The organism is Streptomyces sp. NPDC001381 (assembly GCF_042895685.1).
Classification (GTDB): Bacteria; Actinomycetota; Actinomycetes; order Streptomycetales; family Streptomycetaceae; genus Streptomyces.
Window position 1 is genome coordinate 184,941 of sequence record NZ_JBIAWO010000010.1, and the last position, 17,416, is coordinate 202,356.

Genomic DNA, 17,416 nt, shown 5'->3' on the forward strand with positions numbered 1-17,416 from the left:
GACCCTGATGTTCATCCTCGGGATAGTGGTCTTCGCGGTGGGCCTGCTCTTCTCGATCGCCTGGCACGAGCTGGGCCACCTCTCCACGGCGAAGATGTTCGGCATCCGGGTGCCCCAGTACATGGTCGGCTTCGGCCCGACCATCTGGTCGCGCAGGAAGGGCGACACCGAGTACGGCATCAAGGCCATCCCGCTCGGCGGCTACATCCGCATGATCGGCATGTTCCCGCCCGGCGACGACGGCCGGATCACGGCCCGCTCCACCTCCCCCTGGCGCGGCATGATCGAGGACGCCCGCTCGGCCGCCTTCGAGGAGCTCCAGCCCGGCGACGAGACCCGCATGTTCTACACGCGCAAGCCGTGGAAACGGGTCATCGTCATGTTCGCCGGCCCGTTCATGAACCTGATCCTCGCGATCGGCCTGTTCCTCACCGTGCTCATGGGCTTCGGCATCCAGCAGGAGACCACCACCGTCGGCTCGGTCTCGCCCTGCGTCATCGCGCAGAGCGAGAACCGCGACACCTGCAAGTCGACCGACAAGGCCTCCCCGGCCGCGGCCGCGGGCCTGAAGAAGGGCGACAAGATCGTCTCCTTCGACGGCGTCCGCACCGAACAGTGGGACACGCTCTCCGACCTCATCCGGGACAGCGCCGGCAAGGACGTGGCGATCGTCGTCGAACGCGGCGGCAAGGACGTCACCCTGCACGCGACCATCGCCACCAACCAGGTCGCCAAGAAGGACGGCTCCGGCGCCTACGTCCAGGGCGAGTACGTGAAGGCCGGCTTCCTCGGCTTCGGCGCGGCCACCGGAGTGGTCCAGCAGGACTTCGGCCAGTCCGTGGAGTGGATGACCGACCACGTCGGCCAGGCCGTCGACTCCCTCGTCGCCCTGCCCGGCAAGATCCCCGCCCTGTGGGACGCCGCCTTCGGCGACGGCCCGCGCGAACCGGACTCCCCGATGGGCATCGTCGGCGCGGCCCGGGTCACCGGCGAGATCGCCACCCTGGACATCCCCGCGTCGCAGCAGCTGGCGATGTTCGTGTTCGTCCTGGCCGGTTTCAACCTCTCCCTGTTCCTGTTCAACATGCTCCCGCTGCTCCCGCTCGACGGCGGGCACATCGCGGGCGCCCTGTGGGAGTCGCTGCGCCGCAACACCGCCAAGGTGCTGCGCAGGCCGGACCCGGGCCCGTTCGACGTGGCGAAGCTGATGCCGGTGGCGTACGTGGTGGCCGGGATCTTCGTCTGCTTCACGATCCTGGTGCTGATCGCCGACGTCGTTAACCCGGTGAGAATCTCCTAGCCGTACGGCGTTGAGGGCGGCCCGGCACCGTGAGTGCCGGGCCGCCCTCCCTTTGGCGGGTTCCACGACGCAGGGGGTCCCCCCGCCGGGTGGTTCGTGGTGGGGGAGTGCTCGGGCCTCCGCCGGTGCCGTAATCTCGAAGCCTGGAACCCGCCACTGACGGGACCTGGGCCTTGATCCACGACTTGGGGTTGCACAGCAGATGACTGCGATTTCTCTCGGCATGCCGTCCGTTCCGACCAGGGTTGCCGAGCGCCGGAAGAGCCGGCAGATCCAGGTCGGCTCGGTGGCGGTGGGCGGTGACGCGCCGGTCTCGGTCCAGTCGATGACGACGACGCGTACGTCGGACGTCGGGGCGACGCTCCAGCAGATCGCCGAGCTGACCGCGTCGGGCTGCCAGATCGTCCGCGTGGCCTGCCCGACGCAGGACGACGCGGACGCGCTGGCGACGATCGCCCGCAAGTCGCAGATCCCGGTGATCGCCGACATCCACTTCCAGCCGAAGTACGTGTTCGCGGCGATCGAGGCGGGCTGTGCGGCGGTCCGCGTGAACCCGGGCAACATCAAGCAGTTCGACGACAAGGTCAGGGAGATCGCGAAGGCCGCGAAGGACCACGGCACCCCGATCCGCATCGGCGTCAACGCCGGGTCGCTGGACCGCCGCCTGCTGCAGAAGTACGGCAAGGCCACGCCCGAGGCGCTGGTCGAGTCCGCCCTGTGGGAGGCCTCGCTCTTCGAGGAGCACGACTTCCGCGACATCAAGATCTCGGTCAAGCACAACGACCCGGTCGTGATGATCGAGGCCTACCGGCAGCTGGCCGCTCAGTGCGACTACCCGCTCCACCTCGGCGTCACCGAGGCGGGCCCGGCGTTCCAGGGCACGATCAAGTCGGCCGTCGCCTTCGGCGCCCTGCTCTCCCAGGGCATCGGCGACACCATCCGCGTGTCGCTCTCGGCCCCTCCGGTCGAGGAGGTCAAGGTCGGCAACCAGATCCTGGAGTCCCTCAACCTCAGGCAGCGCGGCCTGGAGATCGTCTCCTGCCCGTCCTGCGGCCGCGCCCAGGTCGACGTCTACAAGCTGGCCGAAGAGGTCACCGCCGGCCTCACGGGCATGGAGGTCCCGCTCCGGGTCGCCGTCATGGGCTGCGTCGTCAACGGCCCCGGCGAGGCCCGCGAGGCCGACCTCGGCGTCGCCTCCGGCAACGGCAAGGGCCAGATCTTCGTCAAGGGCGAAGTCATCAAGACCGTCCCCGAGTCGAAGATCGTGGAGACCCTCATCGAAGAGGCCATGAAGCTGGCCGAACAGATGGAGGCAGCGGGCGTCCCGTCCGGCGAACCGTCGGTAGCGGTAGCGGGCTGACGCCCTCGTCCGACGAGCGGGAGCCGGCGCGCTGGTCTCCGACGACACCCGCGCCCCGGCCCCCGGCGCCGACCGGGCAGACGCGGCCCGCCCGTGCCCCCTGTCGCCAGGGAATCTCAGCTCCGGTGTTCGGGGGCGGATCCGGCCGTCCTCATCCCCCGCCCACCCGGAGCGGGCGGCCCTTCCCGGTGGTGGTCGGGGAAACGCGGCTCGTCCGCGTTCGGGGGCGGGGGCTGGCCGTCCCCGTCTCCCGCCCGCCCGTAGCAGGCGGGACTTCCCGGCGGTCGTCGGGGAAAGTCAGCCCGTCCGGCGATTGAGGACGAGGCCCGTTCGGGGCCGATGCGGGGGTCGGGGGCGGCAGCCCCCGGCGGGGTGACGGCAGCCGGCGGTCACCGTCGGAACACCGGGGGCGGCGCGGCTCAGCTTCCGCAGGTACAGTGCGGGGACCAGCAGCCCTGAGTGTGAGGCCCCGCAGTTGTTGACCCAGACCACCTCCCGGGTCCTCGAACCGAGCGACCTGGACGCCGCGCTCGCCGTCCTCGACCGCGAGCCGGTGGCCAACGCCTTCGTCACCTCCCGCGTCCAGGTCGCGGGCCTCGACCCCTGGCGGCTCGGCGGCGAGATGTGGGGCTGGTACGAGGACGGCATGCTGACCTCCCTCTGCTACGCGGGCGCCAACCTCGTCCCGATCTGCGCCACCCCGCGCGCGGTACGCGCCTTCGCCGACCGCGCGCGCAGGGCCGGCCGCCGCTGCTCCTCCATCGTCGGCCCCGCCGAACCCACCGCCCGGCTCTGGAGCCTCCTCGAACCCCACTGGGGCCCCGCCCGCGAGGTCCGCGCCCACCAGCCCCTGATGGTCGCCGACCGGATGCCCGCCGACATCGCCCCGGATCCCTACGTCCGCCGCATCCGCAAGGACGAGATGGAGACGATCATGCCGGCGTGCGTGGCGATGTTCACCGAGGAGGTCGGCGTCTCCCCGATGGCCGGCGACGGAGGGCTGCTGTACCAGGCGCGCGTCGCCGAACTCGTCGGCTCCGGCCGTTCCTTCGCCCGCCTCGACGACGAGGGCAGGGTCGTCTTCAAGGCGGAGATCGGCGCGGCGACCCCGCAGGCCTGCCAGATCCAGGGCGTGTGGGTGGCCCCGGAGTACCGGGGGAGGGGCCTGGCCGCTCCGGCCATGGCGGCCGTCCTGCGCTACGCCCTCGCGGACGTCGCCCCGGTGGCCAGCCTCTACGTCAACGACTTCAACACGGCGGCGAGAAGGACGTACAGGAGGGTCGGCTTCCAGGAGGTCGGGGCATTCATGAGCGTCCTCTTCTGACCCACCTGTAGGCTCCCCGCCATGGATCTCGTCATCGGCCCCCTGGACCTCCCCGCCCACGTGGACGAGGCCCTCGCGGTCCAGGCGGTCGCCTTCGGACTGGGCCCGGACGAGGTGGCCGTCCGCCGGCAGATCGTCCTGCGCCACATGACGTACCCGGGCGCGCGGGCCCTCGGGGCGACCACGGCGGAAGGCCGGCTGGCCGGATTCGTCTACGGCATGCCCAACGACCGCACCCACTGGTGGTCCACCGTCGTGGAGCCCTACCTCCGGGCCCAGGGCCACGACCTCTGGCTCGACGACTCCTTCGTCATCACCGAGCTGCACGTGCACCCCGCGTACCAGAACCGCGGCGCGGGCCGCGCCCTGATCACCGGGATCACCGACAGCGCGACCGAACCCCGCTCGATCCTCTCCGCGATCGACATCGAGAGCCCCGCCCGCGCCCTCTACCGCTCCCTCGGCTACCAGGACCTGGCGCGCCGCGTCCTCTTCCCCAGCGCACCCCGCCCGTACGCCGTGATGGGCGCCCCGCTCCCCCTGCTGCGGAAGTAAGGATTTCCGGCGACACCGCGCTCCCGGCTAACCTCCTTGCCATCACCCTTACCCGGCAGGAGTACGAGAACCATGGCGAACGCACCGGTCCAGCGCATGTCCCAGTTGATGGCGAAGACCCTGCGCGACGACCCCGCGGACGCCGAGGTCCTCAGCCACAAGCTCCTCGTCCGCGCGGGCTACGTCCGCCGCACCGCGGCCGGCATCTGGAGCTGGCTGCCCCTCGGCAAGAAGGTCCTCGCCAACGTGGAGCGGATCGTCCGTGAGGAGATGGACGCGATCGGCGCCCAGGAGGTGCTGCTCCCCGCCCTGCTGCCGCGCGAGCCGTACGACGCGACGGGCCGCTGGGACGAGTACGGCGCCGAGCTGTTCCGCCTGAAGGACCGCAAGGGCGGCGACTACCTCCTCGGCCCGACCCACGAGGAGATCTTCACCCTGCTGGTGAAGGACCAGGCGTCCTCCTACAAGGACCTGCCGGTCGTCCTCTACCAGATCCAGCACAAGTACCGGGACGAGGCCCGCCCGCGGGCCGGCATCCTGCGCGGCCGCGAGTTCCTCATGAAGGACTCGTACTCCTTCGACCTGGACGACGAGGGCCTCGCCCACTCCTACGCCCTGCACCGCGAGGCCTACCAGAAGGTGTTCGCGCGCCTCGGCCTCGACTACCGCATCTGCGCCGCCACCGCCGGCGCGATGGGCGGCTCCAAGTCCGAGGAGTTCCTCGCCCCGGCCGGCGCCGGCGAGGACACCTTCGCGGACTGCCCGAACTGCGACTTCGCCGCCAACACCGAGGCGATCTCGTACGAGCTGAAGCCGGTGGACGCCGACGGCGTGGCCGCGCTCGAGGAGATCCCCACCCCGGACACCCCGACCATCGAGACCCTCGCCGCCCACCTGGGCGTCCCGGCCTCCGCCACGCTGAAGAACCTGCTGGTGAAGGTCGACGGCGAGATCGTGGCCGTGGGCGTCCCGGGCGACCGTGAGGTCGACATGGACAAGGTCGAGGCGCACTTCGCCCCGGCGGTCGTCGAGATGGTCACCGAGGCGGACTTCACGGGCCGCCCGGACCTGGTCCGCGGCTACGTCGGCCCGCAGGGCCTGGGGGAGAAGGTCACGTACATCGCCGACCCGCGCGTGGCCCCCGGCACCGCCTGGATCACCGGCGCCAACAAGGAGGGCACGCACGCGAAGAACGTGGTCGCGGGCCGTGACTTCGAGGTCGGCGCGTACGTCGACGTCGTGGTCGTCCAGGAGGGCGACCCCTGCCCGAAGTGCGGCACCGGCCTCAGGCTGGACCGAGCGATCGAGATCGGCCACATCTTCCAGCTCGGCCGCAAGTACGCCGACGCCCTCAAGCTCGACGTCCTCGGCCAGAACGGCAAGCCGGTCCGCGTCACCATGGGCTCCTACGGCATCGGCGTCTCCCGTGCGGTCGCGGCCCTCGCCGAGCAGACCGCCGACGACAAGGGCCTGTGCTGGCCGGCCGAGGTGGCCCCGGCCGACGTGCACGTGGTCGCCGCGGGCAAGGCGCTGCAGACCGAACTGGCGCTTGAGGTCTCCGAGAAGCTGCGGACGGCCGGTCTGCGGGTCCTGGTCGACGACCGGGCCGGGGTCTCCCCGGGCGTGAAGTTCACCGACTCCGAGCTGATCGGCGTACCGAAGATCCTGGTCGCGGGCCGCCGCTCGGCGGAGGGCGTCGTGGAGCTGAAGGACCGCAGGACCGGCGAGCGCGAGGAGCTGACGGTGGACGAGGCGATCGCCCGACTGACCGCGTGACGCTTTAAGGCACCTCTCAGAGACTTCTGTCGGGGCGTATGGCCGCCTCACAGACTTCTCTCAGACCGTTCCCCGACCGTAGTGCGTGACAGAACGTCACTACGGAGGGGAACGGTCATGGCGACCAGGGAAGAGGAGCGGGGGGCCGCGGCGGCGGTCCGCAGAGGCGCACGGCGTACGGCGGCCTTCGCCGCCGCCGTCACGCTGGCCGGGGCGGCGGGTGTGTTCGCCCTGATCGGCACCATGCAGGCGGACGCCGGCACGACAGCGAGCGGCAGCGGGACGAGCTCCAGCACGAGCTCCGGCACGAGCTCCGGCACGAGCAGCGGCACGGACACGTCGAGTGACACGGCCGGCGGCTCCTCCACCGACACCTCGGGCGACTCGTCCTCGTCCTCGTCCTCCGACGACTCCTCGTCGAGCGGCTCCTCCTCGGACGGCTCCGGCAGCTCCGGCGGCCTCACCCCGCCCTCCGGCGGCTCGGCCGACTCCACCTCGGGGGCGTCGTGATGACCACGCCGCTCAAGCACCGCACCACGGCCGCCACCGAATGGCGTGCCCTCGGCACCACGGTCCGGCTGGTCGTCACCGACCCGGCCCTGCTGGACTCCTGCAACCTGCTCCTCGCCCGGCACCTCGCCGAGGTCGACGCCGCCTGCAGCCGCTTCCGCCCGGACTCCGAGCTCGCCGCCCTCGACACCACCGCCGGCCGCCCGGTCCGGGTGAGCCCCCTGCTCGCCGAGGCCCTCGACGTGGCCCTGCGCGCGGCCGAGGCGACCGACGGGGCCGTGGACCCCACCGTCGGCTCCGCCATGGACGCGATCGGCTACGACCGGGACTTCACCCTCGTCCGCGAGGACGACCGCCCGGTCCGGCTCACCCTGCGCCGCACCCCCGGCTGGCGCACCGTCAGCCTCGACCGCGCCACCGGCACCGTCACCCTCCCCGCCGGTGTCCGACTCGACCTCGGCGCCACCGCCAAGGCCTGGGCCGCCGACCGGGCCGCGCGGACGCTGGCCGACACGGCCGGGTGCGGGGTCCTGGTCGGCCTGGGCGGCGACACGGCCGTCGCGGGCGCGGCCCCGGCGGGCGGCTGGCAGGTCCGCGTGCAGGACGTCACGGGGCCCGTCGACGCGACACCCGCCCGGGGCGCGTACGCCACCGTCGGCCTGCACAGCGGCGGCCTCGCCACGTCCGGCACCACGGCCCGGCGCTGGCGGCGCGGCGGCCACGAGCTGCACCACATCGTCGACCCCCGCACCGGCCTGCCCGTGCGCTCCCCCTGGCGGACCGTCTCGGTCGCCGCGGCCACCTGCGCCGACGCCAACGCGGCGAGCACAGCGGCCCTGGTGAAGGGTGCGGGAGCGGAGCAGTGGCTGACCCGCCTGGGCCTGCCCGCACGGCTGGTCACGCAGAACGGGGTCGTCGTCACCACGCCCGGCTGGCCCACCGAGGTCCTGGAGGCCGCCGCGTGAACTCCGCGACCCTCTGGTACGCCAACCGGGCCACCGGTGCCGTCTGCCTCGTCCTCCTCACGGTCGTCGTCCTCCTCGGCGTCGCCGTCCGCCTGCGCACCCGCATCCCCGGCCTGCCCCGCTTCGGCACGGTGAGCCTGCACCGCGCGCTGTCCCTCTCCGTGACCGCCTTCCTGGCCCTGCACATCACCACCGCGGTCATGGACACCTACGTCGACATCACCGTCACGGACGTCCTGCTCCCCTTCGTCTCCGGCTACCAGCCCCTCTGGCTCGGCCTCGGCACGGTCTCGGTCGACCTGCTGCTCGCCGTGCTGATCACCAGTCTCCTGCGCGAACGCCTCGGCCACCGTGCCTGGCGGGCCGTCCACTGGCTGGCCTACGCCGCCTGGCCGGTCGCCCTCGTGCACGGCATCGGCATCGGCACGGACACCGGCACCGACTGGATGACCTGGCTGACCGTCGCCTGCGTCGCGGCCGTGACCGCCGCCTTCGCCGCCCGCCTCGTCCACGCGGCCCGCGCCGCCCGCCGTACCCCCGCCGCCCTCCTGCGCACCGCCGAAGGAGCCCGACCGTGACCGCCACCCACGCCGACCTCCACCTGTCCCCCCGTCTCCTCGCCCCCGGCGCCGCCCCGGCCGACCTCGCCGCCCATCACCGGCGCCACGGCCCCCTGTCCTACCGCGCTCCCGAGAGCATCCTGCGCGCGGTGGCCGCCTCAGGTCTCACCGGCCGCGGCGGAGCCGCCTTCCCGACGTACCGCAAGCTCGTCTCGGTCGCCGAGGCCGGGCGCCGTACCGGCCGGGCCCCGGTGGTCGTGGCCAACGGCGCGGAGAGCGAGCCCGCCAGCCGCAAGGACCGGACCCTTCTGCACCTCTCTCCCCACCTCGTCCTCGACGGCCTGCAGATCGCGGCCCACGCGGTCGGCGCGGGGGAGGCGTACATCGGCGTGGAGGACGGCGCGACCTGGCTGGAATCCGCCCTCGCCCAGCGCACCGCCGACCCGCTGCCCGTGCGGGTCGTCCGGCTGCCCCCGTCCTTCCTCTCCGGACAGGCCTCCGCCCTGGCCCGGTTCGTCTCCGGCGGCCCCGCCCTCCCCGCGCACCGGCGCCCGCCGGTCCGTGAGCGGGGCGTGCACAGGGCCCCGACCCTCGTCCAGAACGTCGAGACCCTCGCCCACCTCGCGCTCGTCGCCCGCTACGGCGCCGACTGGTACCGCAGCGCCGGCACTCCCGCCCAACCGGGCAGCGCCCTGTGCACGATCCACGTCGCGGGACGCGAACCCCGGGTGACCGAGGCCCCGTACGGCTTGCCGCTCGCCCGTCTGCTGCCGCTGGAGGGCGCCTCGGCGGTCCTCGTGGGCGGCTACCACGGCACCTGGATCCCGGCCCGGGAGGCCGCCGAACTCACCGTCGACGCCGCCTACTTGGGCGCCGGCGTGCTGGCCGTGCTGCCCGCCGACCGGTGCGGCCTCACCGAGACGGCCCGCGTGCTGCGCCACCTCGCCCTGCAGTCGGCCGGCCAGTGCGGCCCCTGCCTCAACGGCCTGCCCCGCATCGCCACCGCCTTCCGCACCCTCGCCGCACCCGGCCCCCAGGGCACCGTGCGCACCGACCTCGCCCGCTGGTGCGGCCTCGTCGAGGGCCGGGGCGCCTGTCACCATCCCGACGGCACGGTCCGTCTGGTCCGCAGCGCCCTCACCACCTTCGCCGCCGAGGCAGACGCCCACACCCACGGCCACTGCACGGCGACCGACCGCACCCCGCTGCTGCCCGTTCCCCAGGAGGCCTGACATGGACGCGCACATGGAGTTGGACCTCGACCGGACGTCCTGCCGCGGCCACGGCCTCTGCGCGGAACTCCTCCCGGACCACATCACCCTGGACGAATGGGGCTACCCGTTCGTGGACCACGCCCCCCTCCCGGCCCGCGCGGTGAAACGGGCCCGCAGAGCGGCGGCGGACTGCCCGGTCCTGGCCCTCAGACTGACGGCCAGTCCGGCACCCTGAGCGGCACGGGGAACCGCGCGAGCCGGCACCCCGCGCCCGCAGCCGAGGACGGACCGACCCTCACAGCCATCCCGCGAACTCCAGCAGCAACTCGGCATCCCTGGGCCGCCCCACGCGCAGGGCCCGCACCCCCGACTCCACGGCCCGGAAGAGACTCCACCCCCGCACCCGCTCCTGATCCAGCTCCAGCGACTCCGCCAGCTTCCGCACCCGCCGCCGCGTGGTCGCCGCCCCCGACGGCGAGGCGATCAAGTCCTCCACCCGGTCCCGCACCAGCCGCGCCAGATCGAACGCACACTCCCCGACCACCGGATCCGGCCCCACCGCCAGCCACGGCGACCGCTCGCCCGCCAGCACCTTGCTCTGCCGGAACGTCCCGTGCAGCAACCGCCGCTCCGGCTCCGCCGCCACCAACTCCTCCCGGGCCAGGAGAGCCGCGTCCACCAGCGCGCCCACCTCGGAGCCGACGGCGGTCCCCCGCATCGCCTCCGCCTGCCGCCCGGTCCGCTCGGCCACCGTCTCGAAGACACGCGCGCCGCCCGCGCCGCCCGCGCCGCCCTCGTCGGGAGGCTCCACCCACAGCCGCCGCAGCGTCCCCGCCGCCTCCAGCAGCGCCTTCGCCTCCGGCAGCGACCGCACCGACACATCCGGGTGCAGCCGCTCGAGCAGCAGCACCCCCTCCGCCGAGGGCCCTTCCAGCAGGTGGACGGCGCCCAGACCGCCCCAGTGCGCCAGCGCGGCCCGCTCCGCCTCCGGGCGGAACCGGGGCGGTGCCAGCTTGAGCACGGCGGGCGTCCCGTCCGCGCGGCGCACCAGCACCACCAGGCTGCTGCGGCCACCCGGCACCTGCACCCGCTCGACGGTCAACTCGCGTAGAGCGGCGGCCTGTTGGACCGCCGCCGGCAGCTTCTCCAACCAGTCGTCACCGCTCGGTGCCGTCTCACCGAGCGCCCTCACCAGACGCTGCGGCGGTTCGAAAGCCATGCGCGAGTCGTTCCCTTCCCTCTCCGGGCTACGCGGTCGGTGTCGCCGAGACTCCGGAGGTGGCCGCGTCCGTACCGGCCCGCTCGGCGAGCCCAGGGAAGGCTACGCTCCCGCCGCGCCAGCGCGCCGCGCGCACCGCCGCCTCCCGCAGCGCCCCGGCGGCCTCCCTGCGCCGCTCGTCCCCGGCTGCCCGCACCAGGTCGGAGTACACCCCGGCCACGCGGTCCTCCAGCTCCGCGGCGAGCCGGACCGCCGCCGCCGAGTCCGCCACCGGGAACGGCAGCGCGTACCCGGCGTTCGCCGCGACCGGCTCGCCGCCCAGGTCGCGCACCTCGCGCACCAGCGCGTCCCGGCGGGCCCGGTGCGCGTCGTACGCCGACCGTGCCTCGGTGCGCCGCTCCTCGCGGATCCGCCCGCCGACGACGCCGTACCCGTACACGGCGGCGTGCTCGGCGGCCAGCGCCGCCTGGAGTGCCGTCAGTTCCGCGCTCGTCGCCCCGCGTGCCCTCCTCATCGCTTCCCCTCCGTCAGCAGATACGCGTGGGCGGCGCCGGCCGCCGCCACCGAGGCCAGCAGCCGGGCCAGTTCACCGGGGACGTCCACCAGCGCCGCGGTCCGGGTGTCGGCCAGCGTCCGCTCGGCGTCGGCGAGGGAGGCGAGAGCGTCCTTCTCGGTCGACGGGGACGCCGACGGGGACGCCGGCGGGGAAACGGAGGCCGGGGGAGACCCCGTTGGAGACCCCGACGGAGAGCCCGGAGGGGAACTCGACGCGGAAGCCGAGGGTGACGGGGACGCCGCTGCCTTCTCGTCGCCCCCGAACGCCTCCACATGCCGTGCGACCTCCGCCCGCAGCGGTGCGAGCCGTGCCGCCAGCGCGGGATGGGCGGCGAGGACGGTGTCGTACCGCTCCACCAGCAGGGCGCTCTCCCGCGCCGCACGCGCGCGTGCCCGCTCAGTGACCGAGGGGCTGGCGCCGACGCTCTCCTCGGGGCCGTCGGAACGGGACGAGCAGCCCACGAACAGCGCGGCCCCGGCGGCCGACGCGAGCAGGGTTCTTCTGCGCGGCCCCGAGGGGGCGCGCGACGGGAGCGGGAACGGCACGGCAGACGTCCTCGGGGAACTCGTACGAAAGAAAGACGAAGCAGGGAACAGGCCCGTGATCACCGTACCTTCGGACCCGCCCGGCCGAGGTCTCCGCCACCCTCCGTGCACAGGTGGACGGCAACACTCCCCGCGACCGGATACCCTTTGACCAGACACGCGACCCATCCCACAACAGCACACGCGGCCGAGGAGTCACCCGGATGAGCACCACCCAGAGCGAGAGGCTGCGAGAGCTCCTGGAACCGCTCGTCGCCTCCCAGGGCCTGGATCTCGAAGAGATCGCCGTGGACTCCGTAGGACGCAAGCGCGTGCTGCGTGTCGTCGTCGACTCCGACACCGGGGCGGACCTCGACCGGATCGCCGATGTGAGCCGCGCGCTCTCGGCGAAGCTCGACGAGACGGACGCGATGGGCCAGGGCGAGTACACCCTCGAGGTCGGCACCCCGGGCGCGGAGCGCGCCCTCACCGAGCACCGCCACTACGTGCGCGCCACGGGCCGCCTGGTGAAGTTCCAGCTGGCCGAGGGCGGCGAGCTCCTCGCGCGGATCCTGAAGGCCGACGACGACGGCCTCGACCTCGAAGTGCCCGGCGTGAAGGGCCGCAAGGCCACGACCCGCAGAGTCGCCTTCCCGGAGATCGAGAAGGCGCGCGTGCAGGTCGAGTTCAACCGCAAGGACAAGGACGAGAAGGAAGAGGAGGCGTAGCCGTGGACATCGACATGAGTGCCCTGCGGGGCTTGGTACGGGAGAAGGAGATCTCCTTCGACCTGCTGGTCGAGGCGATCGAGTCGGCCCTCCTCATCGCCTACCACCGCACCGAGGGAAGCCGCCGGCACGCGCGCGTGGAGCTCAACCGGGAGACCGGGCATGTGACCGTGTGGGCGAAGGAGGACCCCGAGGACCTCGAGGAGGGCCAGGAGCCCCGCGAGTTCGACGACACCCCGTCCGGCTTCGGCCGTATCGCCGCCACCACCGCCAAGCAGGTGATCCTGCAGCGGCTGCGCGACGCCGAGGACGACGCGACGCTCGGCGAGTACGCCGGCCGCGAGGGCGACATCGTCACCGGAGTGGTCCAGCAGGGCCGCGACCCCAAGAACGTACTCGTGGACATCGGCAAGCTGGAGGCCATCCTCCCGGTGCAGGAACAGGTCCCGGGAGAGACGTATCCGCACGGCATGCGACTGCGGTCGTACGTCGTCCGGGTGGCGAAGGGCGTGCGCGGTCCCTCGGTCACGCTTTCGCGTACCCACCCCAATCTGGTGAAGAAGCTCTTCGCCCTCGAGGTGCCGGAGATCGCCGACGGGTCCGTCGAGATCGCCGCCATCGCGCGGGAGGCGGGTCACCGCACGAAGATCGCGGTCCGTTCCACCCGTTCGGGCCTGAACGCCAAGGGCGCCTGCATCGGCCCCATGGGCGGCCGGGTGCGCAACGTGATGGGCGAGCTGAACGGCGAGAAGATCGACATCGTCGACTGGTCGGACGACCCGGCCGAGATGGTGGCGAACGCGCTGTCCCCGGCCCGGGTCTCCAAGGTCGAGGTCGTGGACCTCGCGGCCCGTTCCGCGCGCGTGACCGTGCCCGACTACCAGCTGTCCCTGGCGATCGGCAAGGAGGGGCAGAACGCCCGTCTCGCCGCCCGTCTCACCGGCTGGCGGATCGACATCCGGCCGGACACGGAGCAGGCGTCCGAGTAGACGTCCGACCTGCGGTGGCGCCGGCCGGGGAATAGATCCAGGCCGCGGTCCGCTTAGATCACGTCAGATGTATCGCGGCAACTGTTCGAATCCTGCCCCAAAGGGGTGAGGTGGCCGCGGGGAGGTAGACTTAACTGTGTCTGGCCGGACGCACGCCGGAGCATGCCCTGAACGCACCTGTGTGGGGTGCCGGGAGCGGGCGGCCAAGACGGATCTGCTGCGCATCGTGGCGATCAAGGACGCATGCGTCCCCGATCCTCGCGGTACGCTGCCCGGCCGGGGTGCGTACGTACACCCCGCACTGGTCTGTCTCGACCAGGCGGTGCGCCGCCGGGCGTTCACGCGGGCGTTGCGCGCCGCGGGAGCGCTCGACACAAAGGCGTTGCGCCAATACGTCGAGCAGACGACAGTTGCCGATCAGGCAACACCGTAAGAAGCGCGTCGCGCGGAACGTCCGTGCGGCTCAGGTACCCCGCGAGTTGGAAGTAGGTCGAGATTGCGATGAGCACTCGATGAGCACGCGATGAGTACGCCCATGAAGTAGCGACGGTCCGGACGCAACCCGGACCTAAAAGGAGCGAAGTGGCTAAGGTCCGGGTATACGAACTCGCCAAGGAGTTCGGTGTGGAGAGCAAGGTCGTCATGGCCAAGCTCCAGGAACTCGGTGAATTCGTCCGTTCGGCGTCTTCGACCATCGAAGCGCCCGTAGTCCGCAAACTGACTGACGCCTTCCAGGGCGGCGGCGGCAAGTCCGCCAAGCCCGCCCCGCGCAAGGCCGCCCCCAAGCCCGGTGCGCCCTCCCCGGCGCAGGCCGCGCGTCCGGCCGCCCCGCGTCCGGCCGCCCCGCGGCCCGCGGCGCCCCAGCCGCCGGCGGCTCCCGCCGCCCCGGCTCCGGCCGCCTCGTCGGCCCCCGCGCCGGCCGCCCAGGGTCCGCGTCCGGTGCCCGGCCCCAAGCCCGCGCCGCGTCCGGCCCCCGCCGCCCCGGAGTTCACCGCTCCGCCGTCGGCTCCGGCCGCCCCGCAGGCCCCGCGTCCGGCCGCCCAGGGTCCGCGCCCCGGCGCGCCGCGCCCCGGTGCCCGTCCGGGTGGACCCGGCCAGGGTCAGGACCGTGGCCAGGGCCAGCGTCCCGCCGCCCAGGGTCAGCGTCCCGGTGGCGCCGGTGCGCCGCGTCCGGGCGGTGCCCGTCCGGCCGGTCCGCGTCCGGGCAACAACCCCTTCACGTCCGGTGGCAACGCCGGTATGGCCCGTCCGCAGGCGCCGCGTCCGCAGGGCGCTCCGCGTCCCGGCGGCCCCGGTGCCCCCGGCGCCGGTCCCCGTCCGCAGGCCCCCGGCGGCCAGGGCGGCGGTCCCCGTCCCCAGGCTCCCGGTGGCGCGCGTCCCTCTCCGGCGGGCATGCCCCGTCCGCAGGGTGCGGGCCCCGGCGGTCCGCGTCCGGGCGGTCCGCGTCCGAACCCCGGCATGATGCCGCAGCGTCCCGCTGCCGGCCCGCGTCCCGGCGGTGGCCCCGGCGGCCGCGGTCCGGGCGGTGCGGGTCGTCCCGGCGGCGGCGGTCGCCCCGGTGGCGGCGGCTTCGCCGGCCGTCCGGCCGGTCCCGGTGGCGGCGCCCGTCCGGGTGGCGGCGGCGGTTTCGCCGGTCGTCCCGGTGGCGGTGGCCCCGGCGGCGGTGGCGGCGGCTTCGGTGGCGGCGGTGGCCGTCCCGGCTTCGGCGGTCGTCCCGGCGGTCCCGGTGGCCGTGGTGGCACGCAGGGTGCGTTCGGCCGTCCCGGCGGTCCGGCGCGTCGTGGCCGCAAGTCGAAGCGTCAGCGTCGCCAGGAGTACGAGGCCATGCAGGCCCCGTCGGTCGGCGGTGTGATGCTGCCTCGCGGCAACGGCGAGACGATCCGTCTCTCCCGCGGCGCGTCGCTCACCGACTTCGCGGAGAAGATCAACGCCAACCCGGCGTCGCTCGTCGCGGTCATGATGAACCTCGGCGAGATGGTCACCGCGACCCAGTCCGTCTCCGACGAGACCCTCCAGCTCCTCGCGGGCGAGATGAACTACGAGGTTCAGATCGTCAGCCCGGAGGAGGAGGACCGCGAGCTGCTCGAGTCCTTCGACATCGAGTTCGGCGAGGACGAGGGCGACGAGGACGACCTGGTGGTCCGTCCCCCGGTCGTCACCGTCATGGGTCACGTCGACCACGGTAAGACCCGCCTGCTCGACGCCATCCGCAAGACGAACGTCATCGCGGGCGAGGCCGGTGGCATCACCCAGCACATCGGTGCCTACCAGGTCGCGACCGAGGTCAACGACGAAGAGCGCAAGATCACCTTCATCGACACCCCGGGTCACGAGGCGTTCACCGCCATGCGTGCGCGTGGTGCGAAGTCGACGGACATCGCGATCCTCGTGGTCGCGGCGAACGACGGCGTGATGCCGCAGACCGTCGAGGCGCTCAACCACGCCAAGGCGGCCGACGTCCCGATCGTCGTCGCGGTCAACAAGATCGACGTCGAGGGCGCCGACCCGACCAAGGTGCGCGGTCAGCTGACCGAGTACGGCCTGGTGGCCGAGGAGTACGGCGGCGACACCATGTTCGTCGACATCTCCGCCAAGCAGGGTCTGCACATCGACGACCTGCTCGAGGCGGTCATCCTGACCGCCGACGCCTCGCTCGACCTGCGGGCCAACCCGAACCAGGACGCGCAGGGCATCTCGATCGAGTCCCGCCTCGACCGCGGCCGCGGTGCCGTGGCGACGGTCCTCGTCCAGCGAGGCACGCTGCGGGTCGGCGACACGATGGTCGTGGGCGACGCCTACGGTCGCGTGCGCGCCATGCTCGACGACAACGGCAACAACGTGGCCGAGGCCGGCCCGTCGACGCCGGTCCAGGTCCTGGGTCTGACCAACGTCCCGGGTGCCGGCGACAACTTCCTCGTGGTCGAGGAGGACCGTACGGCCCGCCAGATCGCCGAGAAGCGTGCGGCCCGCGAGCGCAACGCCGCCTTCGCGAAGCGCACGCGCAGGTTCTCCCTGGAGAACCTGGACGCCGCCCTGAAGGCGGGCGAGGTCCAGCAGCTGAACCTGATCATCAAGGGCGACGCGTCCGGATCGGTCGAGGCTCTGGAGTCCTCCCTCCTCCAGCTGGACGTCGGCGAAGAGGTCGACATCCGCGTCCTGCACCGCGGTGTCGGTGCGGTCACGGAGTCGGACATCGACCTGGCCATGGGCTCCGACGCCATCGTCATCGGCTTCAACGTGCGCGCGGCCGGCCGTGCGCAGCAGATGGCCGAGCGCGAGGGCGTGGACGTCCGCTACTACTCGGTCATCTACCAGGCGATCGAGGAGATCGAGGCGGCCCTGAAGGGTCTCCTCAAGCCGGAGTACGAAGAGGTCGAGCTCGGTACGGCGGAGATCCGCGAGGTCTTCAAGTCGTCCAAGCTGGGCAACATCGCCGGTGTCCTCATCCGCTCGGGCGAGGTCAAGCGCAACACCAAGGCGCGCCTCATCCGCGACGGCAAGGTGGTCGCGGAGAACCTCACCATCGAGGGCCTGCGTCGCTTCAAGGACGACGTCACCGAGATCCGCGAAGGGTTCGAGGGCGGTATCAACCTCGGCAACTTCAACGACATCAAGGTCGACGACGTCATCGCGACGTACGAGATGCGGGAGAAGCCGCGGGTGTAACCCCGGTGTTCGGGTGCCGGGCCGCGGGGACGTCGTTCCCCGCGGCCCGGCACCGCGCCGTGTCGCGGGGGGGGGGGCCCCCCCCCCCCCCCCCCCCCCCCCCCCCCGGGGCCCGCCCCCCCCCCCCCCCCCCCCCCCCCCCCCCCCCCCCCCCCCCCCCCCCGGGCCGG

General features: G+C 73.1%; 17 protein-coding genes. 14 read left to right on the forward strand and 3 right to left on the reverse strand.

All coding sequences use genetic code 11. From position 1 onward, the window contains the following. Positions 1-7 precede the first annotated feature (7 nt). The 10 genes from ACFY2L_RS32655 to ACFY2L_RS32700 all read left to right on the forward strand — a co-directional run bounded on the left by ACFY2L_RS32655 (position 8) and on the right by ACFY2L_RS32700 (position 9,799). Complete coding sequence (locus ACFY2L_RS32655; protein ID WP_390824183.1) at positions 8-1,300, forward strand: M50 family metallopeptidase; 1,293 nt, start codon at positions 8-10, stop codon at positions 1,298-1,300. Between the two features lie 202 nt (positions 1,301-1,502). Beyond that, complete coding sequence (gene ispG / locus ACFY2L_RS32660; RefSeq protein ID WP_390824154.1) at positions 1,503-2,660, forward strand: flavodoxin-dependent (E)-4-hydroxy-3-methylbut-2-enyl-diphosphate synthase; 1,158 nt, start codon at positions 1,503-1,505, stop codon at positions 2,658-2,660. Between the two features lie 475 nt (positions 2,661-3,135). Then, on the forward strand, positions 3,136-3,984 hold the full coding sequence (locus ACFY2L_RS32665; protein ID WP_390662640.1) for a GNAT family N-acetyltransferase: 849 nt from the start codon (positions 3,136-3,138) through the stop codon (positions 3,982-3,984). Between the two features lie 21 nt (positions 3,985-4,005). Continuing rightward, entirely contained in the window at positions 4,006-4,539 is a 534-nt protein-coding gene (locus tag ACFY2L_RS32670) for a GNAT family N-acetyltransferase (RefSeq protein ID WP_390824155.1), read from the forward strand. Positions 4,540-4,611: 72 nt separating this feature from the next. Further along, positions 4,612-6,315 (forward strand): proline--tRNA ligase, encoded by a 1,704-nt coding sequence (locus ACFY2L_RS32675; protein WP_390662642.1) that lies wholly within the window; start codon positions 4,612-4,614, stop codon positions 6,313-6,315. A 117-nt stretch (positions 6,316-6,432) separates the two neighbouring features. Continuing rightward, on the forward strand, positions 6,433-6,825 hold the full coding sequence (locus tag ACFY2L_RS32680) for a hypothetical protein (RefSeq protein ID WP_390824156.1): 393 nt from the start codon (positions 6,433-6,435) through the stop codon (positions 6,823-6,825). Then, positions 6,825-7,790 (forward strand): FAD:protein FMN transferase, encoded by a 966-nt coding sequence (locus tag ACFY2L_RS32685; protein ID WP_390824157.1) that lies wholly within the window; start codon positions 6,825-6,827, stop codon positions 7,788-7,790. Before ACFY2L_RS32680 ends, ACFY2L_RS32685 begins: the two co-directional genes overlap by 1 nt. Beyond that, positions 7,787-8,368 (forward strand): ferric reductase-like transmembrane domain-containing protein, encoded by a 582-nt coding sequence (locus tag ACFY2L_RS32690; RefSeq protein ID WP_390824158.1) that lies wholly within the window; start codon positions 7,787-7,789, stop codon positions 8,366-8,368. Before ACFY2L_RS32685 ends, ACFY2L_RS32690 begins: the two co-directional genes overlap by 4 nt. Beyond that, entirely contained in the window at positions 8,365-9,582 is a 1,218-nt protein-coding gene (locus ACFY2L_RS32695) for an NADH-ubiquinone oxidoreductase-F iron-sulfur binding region domain-containing protein (RefSeq protein ID WP_390662646.1), read from the forward strand. Before ACFY2L_RS32690 ends, ACFY2L_RS32695 begins: the two co-directional genes overlap by 4 nt. A 1-nt stretch (position 9,583) precedes the next feature. Continuing rightward, on the forward strand, positions 9,584-9,799 hold the full coding sequence (locus ACFY2L_RS32700) for a ferredoxin (RefSeq protein WP_390662647.1): 216 nt from the start codon (positions 9,584-9,586) through the stop codon (positions 9,797-9,799). A gap of 60 nt (positions 9,800-9,859) precedes the next feature. Here ACFY2L_RS32700 and ACFY2L_RS32705 read toward each other — a convergent pair whose 3' ends face one another. From ACFY2L_RS32705 to ACFY2L_RS32715, 3 genes are read right to left on the reverse strand one after another with little or no spacing between them, the layout of a single operon-like run. Continuing rightward, on the reverse strand, positions 9,860-10,783 hold the full coding sequence (locus ACFY2L_RS32705; RefSeq protein ID WP_390662648.1) for an aminoglycoside phosphotransferase family protein: 924 nt from the start codon (positions 10,781-10,783) through the stop codon (positions 9,860-9,862). A 28-nt stretch (positions 10,784-10,811) separates the two neighbouring features. Beyond that, entirely contained in the window at positions 10,812-11,297 is a 486-nt protein-coding gene (locus tag ACFY2L_RS32710) for a ferritin-like domain-containing protein (RefSeq protein WP_390824159.1), read from the reverse strand. Then, complete coding sequence (locus ACFY2L_RS32715) at positions 11,294-11,884, reverse strand: hypothetical protein (RefSeq protein ID WP_390662650.1); 591 nt, start codon at positions 11,882-11,884, stop codon at positions 11,294-11,296. Before ACFY2L_RS32715 ends, ACFY2L_RS32710 begins: the two co-directional genes overlap by 4 nt. A 203-nt stretch (positions 11,885-12,087) precedes the next feature. Here ACFY2L_RS32715 and rimP point away from each other — a divergent pair, with 203 nt between their 5' ends. The 4 genes from rimP to infB all read left to right on the forward strand — a co-directional run bounded on the left by rimP (position 12,088) and on the right by infB (position 17,246). Beyond that, a complete protein-coding gene (rimP, locus tag ACFY2L_RS32720) occupies positions 12,088-12,591 on the forward strand; it encodes a ribosome maturation factor RimP (protein ID WP_390662651.1) in 504 nt (167 codons plus the stop codon). A gap of 2 nt (positions 12,592-12,593) precedes the next feature. Further along, positions 12,594-13,580, forward strand: a complete 987-nt coding sequence (gene nusA, locus ACFY2L_RS32725; RefSeq protein WP_390662652.1) for a transcription termination factor NusA — start codon at positions 12,594-12,596, stop codon at positions 13,578-13,580. Between the two features lie 136 nt (positions 13,581-13,716). Continuing rightward, positions 13,717-14,013, forward strand: coding sequence for a YlxR family protein (locus ACFY2L_RS32730; protein WP_390662653.1), 297 nt, complete (start codon positions 13,717-13,719; stop codon positions 14,011-14,013). Between the two features lie 149 nt (positions 14,014-14,162). Then, a complete protein-coding gene (infB, locus tag ACFY2L_RS32735; RefSeq protein WP_390824160.1) occupies positions 14,163-17,246 on the forward strand; it encodes a translation initiation factor IF-2 in 3,084 nt (1,027 codons plus the stop codon). The last annotated feature ends 170 nt before the right edge of the window (positions 17,247-17,416 follow it).